Annotated in this window: 6 protein-coding genes and 1 pseudogene; 3 read left to right on the plus strand and 4 right to left on the minus strand. The window is 68.7% G+C overall.

Annotated elements, in window-relative coordinates; all coding sequences use genetic code 11:
- Nucleotides 1-296 (plus strand): HNH endonuclease signature motif containing protein (locus tag ASJ79_RS21160; protein WP_197420312.1); only part of this gene is annotated, 296 nt, incomplete at its 5' end.
- A gap of 26 nt (nucleotides 297-322) precedes the next feature.
- Here ASJ79_RS21160 and ASJ79_RS21165 read toward each other — a convergent pair.
- Nucleotides 323-619: a hypothetical protein gene (locus tag ASJ79_RS21165; RefSeq protein WP_067959501.1), complete on the minus strand. Its 297-nt coding sequence runs from the start codon at nucleotides 617-619 to the stop codon at nucleotides 323-325.
- Nucleotides 620-810: 191 nt separating this feature from the next.
- Between ASJ79_RS21165 and ASJ79_RS21170 the strand changes: the two genes are divergently transcribed.
- Nucleotides 811-1,377, plus strand: a complete 567-nt coding sequence (locus ASJ79_RS21170) for an HhH-GPD-type base excision DNA repair protein (protein ID WP_067959504.1) — start codon at nucleotides 811-813, stop codon at nucleotides 1,375-1,377.
- A 45-nt stretch (nucleotides 1,378-1,422) separates the two neighbouring features.
- Here the strand turns inward: ASJ79_RS21170 and ASJ79_RS21175 are convergent, their stop codons facing one another.
- Both ASJ79_RS21175 and ASJ79_RS21180 read right to left on the minus strand, forming a co-directional pair.
- Entirely contained in the window at nucleotides 1,423-1,812 is a 390-nt protein-coding gene (locus ASJ79_RS21175; RefSeq protein WP_067959507.1) for a recombinase family protein, read from the minus strand.
- A 31-nt stretch (nucleotides 1,813-1,843) separates the two neighbouring features.
- Nucleotides 1,844-2,503 (minus strand): nitroreductase family protein, encoded by a 660-nt coding sequence (locus ASJ79_RS21180; protein ID WP_067959510.1) that lies wholly within the window; start codon nucleotides 2,501-2,503, stop codon nucleotides 1,844-1,846.
- A 50-nt stretch (nucleotides 2,504-2,553) separates the two neighbouring features.
- On the opposite strand from ASJ79_RS21180, the gene ASJ79_RS31355 reads away from it, so the two are divergent.
- Nucleotides 2,554-2,700, plus strand: coding sequence for a DUF1059 domain-containing protein (locus ASJ79_RS31355; RefSeq protein WP_082753974.1), 147 nt, complete (start codon nucleotides 2,554-2,556; stop codon nucleotides 2,698-2,700).
- A gap of 82 nt (nucleotides 2,701-2,782) precedes the next feature.
- On the opposite strand, the pseudogene ASJ79_RS21185 reads toward ASJ79_RS31355, so the two are convergent.
- Nucleotides 2,783-3,253, minus strand: a pseudogene (locus tag ASJ79_RS21185) (hypothetical protein); the annotation flags it as partial.

Here is a 3,253-nt window from a genome sequence, read left to right on the forward strand (position 1 = left end):
TGCATGCCCATCACCTCCGGCATTGGGAAGACGGCGGGGCCACCGAGTTGGACAACCTGGTGCTGGTGTGTCCGTTTCATCATCGGCTGCATCACCGCGGCGGTATCACCCTGACCGGGCCGGCGCACCGGTTGACCGTCACCGACAGTGCCGGCCGAAAACTCGAACCCGGCTCGCTGGCCCGTCCACCGACCACCGCGCCACCGCAGGTCGGGCCCTACCGCGGACCTTCCGGCGAACGCGCCCAATGGTGGTGGTACACACCATTCGAACCCCCACCACCCACCACCAACTAGATGGCACCGGGTGCGCGGTGGTCCGCCTACTGAACGGGGCAGGCGTACTTGTGGGCGACCTCCATCACCCGTTGCTGCGCGCCGGGGCCGATGACCCCTTGAGCAGCCAGCTCCAATCCGATGTATCCGGGTATGCCGCCCACGCACGCCTGGTGAGCGACGCGCCATGCGGTGTCGGGATTCAGGTTGTAGCCATTGCGCTGCAGACCCTGCATGTAGCCGTCGAACTCCGGTGTGCCCTGTTCCGGAATTCCGTAGGCGGTGCCTGCCGTGGCGACAGCGACGACCACCGCCGCGACAAGAGGTGCGATCACACGTCTCAACGTCGTCTCCTACGGGCGTTTCCACCGGTTACCGCCTACACGTTCGCATACTCCGCCCCGTCCGGAACTCGAAACGGCTGTTTGCTGTTACTGCATCGCGCCGAACCGAACGGCGCGGTCCCAGCCGGTCAGGCGCTTCGCAGCACCGGCTTTCCGGAATGCGCAGTATCGCCTCGTCCTAGACTGGCCGGGTGGCGAAGTTGCAGTTAGTCCAGGAACCCGACGCCGACGCGCTGCTGGAGGACAATCCGTTCGCGTTGCTGGTCGGGATGCTTCTCGATCAGCAGATCCCGATGGAGGTGGCGTTCGGCGGCCCGAAGAAGATCGCCGACCGGATCGGCGGCTTCGACGCACAGCTGATCGCCGACCAGGACCCCGAGAAGTTCGCGGCGCTGTGCGCGCAAACCCCTGCGGTGCACCGGTTTCCGGGTTCGATGGCCAAGCGGGTGCAGGCGCTGGCGCAGGTGATCGTCGACGAATACGGCGGCGATGCGACGGCGCTGTGGTCCGACGGCGCCGACGGTGCCGACGTGCTGCGCAGGCTCAAGGCGCTGCCGGGCTTCGGTGAACAGAAGGCCAAGATCTTCCTGGCGCTGCTGGGCAAGCAGTACGGCGTCACCCCGAAAGGCTGGCGGGCCGCGGCCGGTGACTACGGCAAGGCCGGCACGCACATGTCGGTCGCGGACGTGAAAGATCCGGGCTCGCTGCAGAAGGTGCGCGCGTACAAGAAAGAGGCCAAGGCGGCAGCGAAGGCTTGACGGCCCGGCCCCGGCGCCGAGGCCAGATCGCCGAGCGCGCCCGGATCATGCTCGGTGCGCTGTCTCGGCCGGGCCCGCGACGTCGAGAGCCGCCAGGTCGGTGAGGATGCGCGCCACGACACGTCCGGTCGACGTGGCGGTGTCGAGCCCGTTACGCAGGCAGCGCAGCGTGATCCCGCGGCCGGTGAGATCGGCGACCGTCTGCGCCACCTCCGCCGCGGAGCGGCCCAGCCGCTCGATCGCCGCCACCACCACGACGTCGCCGCCGCGTGCATAGCTGAGCAGGGCCACCAACCCGGCCCGCGTCTTGTCCACCGACCCCGTCGTCTTGTCGGTGAAGATCCGGCGCGGGTCCACTCCCGCCGCCGCCAGCTCGGCGAGTTGCTCGTCGAGGTCCCCGTTCGCGGCCGTGGCATAACCCAGCGTGACCGTCACCGCTCCAAGGTCTCATGGCCCGCGCGCGCCGTCACAGAGACTCGCCGTCGAACCTCTCCCGGGTGGCGAACTGCGCGACCGTCCTGCGGGTCAGCCGGGTGACCTGACGCCGCGGCCTGCCCAACGGCACCACCGCGGCGACGGCGTGGTCGGCAGGGATACCCAACAGCGCCTGCACGCGCGGCTCCTCGGCGACGGCCATCGTCGTCAGCACCCCGCCGTAGCCCTCGTTGCGCGCGGCGAGCAACACGTTCCACACGAACGGATACACCGACGCGCCGGCGATCAGGCCGACGCGGTCGAGGTCCTGGTCCATCGCGGCGACCACGGCGAGGTCGACGCACACCACCAGCACGACAGCCGAGGTGAGCAACGGCGCCGACATGTCGGCCGGCACCTCGGTCGCGGCGAGTTGCTCGGCGGTCACCTGCATGGGGTGCAACGGATTCCACGGGCCCTCGCCGTTGCGCTTCTGCGCGAGGTACCGGCGCGCGCCGGTCTCGCACAACGCGGCGAGCGCTGCCCGCGTGTCCGTGTCCCGCAGCGCGATCACGTGCACGCCCTGCCGGTTGCCCCCGGTCGGCGCGAACCTCGCGTTGTCCAGGATCCGGTGCAGGACGTCGTCGGGAAGCGGATCGTCGGTGAACTCTCGGACCGCTCCGGTGGTGCGCATGACGTCGTACAACTCCATGTTGACGATCTTGTCTCATCGCGCGCCGGGGGCTGTGTCATTGTGAACCCATGAAGACTCACCTCAACTGCCCGTGCGGCGAAGCGATCACCGGTAAGGACGAGGACGACCTCGTGGAGCAGGCCCAGAAGCACCTGTCCGAGGTGCACCCCGGTCGCGACTACGACCGCGAGGCGATCCTGTTCATGGCCTACTGACCCACCCGCGAACGTGCATCCCGGGTAGTCGAGCGAGGGCTTGGACTACCGGGCTCGCACGTTCGCGGCGCGGTCGGGCTGGTCAAGGGACGACGGTCGAACCGATCGTCGGCATGAACTGGCACTGCTTCTCGGTCGTGGTCACCTGACCGAAGATCGTCGACATGATGCTGCCGGAGCCGGTGTCGGCGATGGCGGTCAGTGTCGTCGGCCCGTCGGGATTCATGTCGGGGCGCGGCTTGAGGGTGACGCTGCCGGACTTGCCGGTCGTCAGGTTCACCCATGTCGCGTTCAGCGGCAGCTTCTGCTCGGCCGCCGGACCGGGCGTACCGATCGCGGTGAACACGTAGGCCGTCTGGCCGGGGCCGGGACCGGGCAGCGGGATCGTCGCCGGGCCGGCCACCGAGATCGCGGTCGCGAGCACGTTGCCGCCGCTGTTCACCCCGCTGTCGGCCCTGCCGTGACGTCCTGAGCGAACCCACCACCCGAAATCACCGATGTATTGGGGGATCATGTCAACGACCCGGCTCATGTCAACGAGGGCGACGATGCT

The organism is Mycobacterium sp. NAZ190054, from assembly GCF_001545925.1.
Taxonomy (GTDB): domain Bacteria; phylum Actinomycetota; class Actinomycetes; order Mycobacteriales; family Mycobacteriaceae; genus Mycobacterium.

Bases quoted from the DNA above. Each gene is read 5' to 3' on its own strand.
- ASJ79_RS21180 (WP_067959510.1), bottom strand. From the start codon at position 2,503: ATGGAGTTGTACGACGTCATGCGCACCACCGGAGCGGTCCGAGAGTTC.
- ASJ79_RS31355 (WP_082753974.1), top strand. From the start codon at position 2,554: ATGAAGACTCACCTCAACTGCCCGTGCGGCGAAGCGATCACCGGTAAG.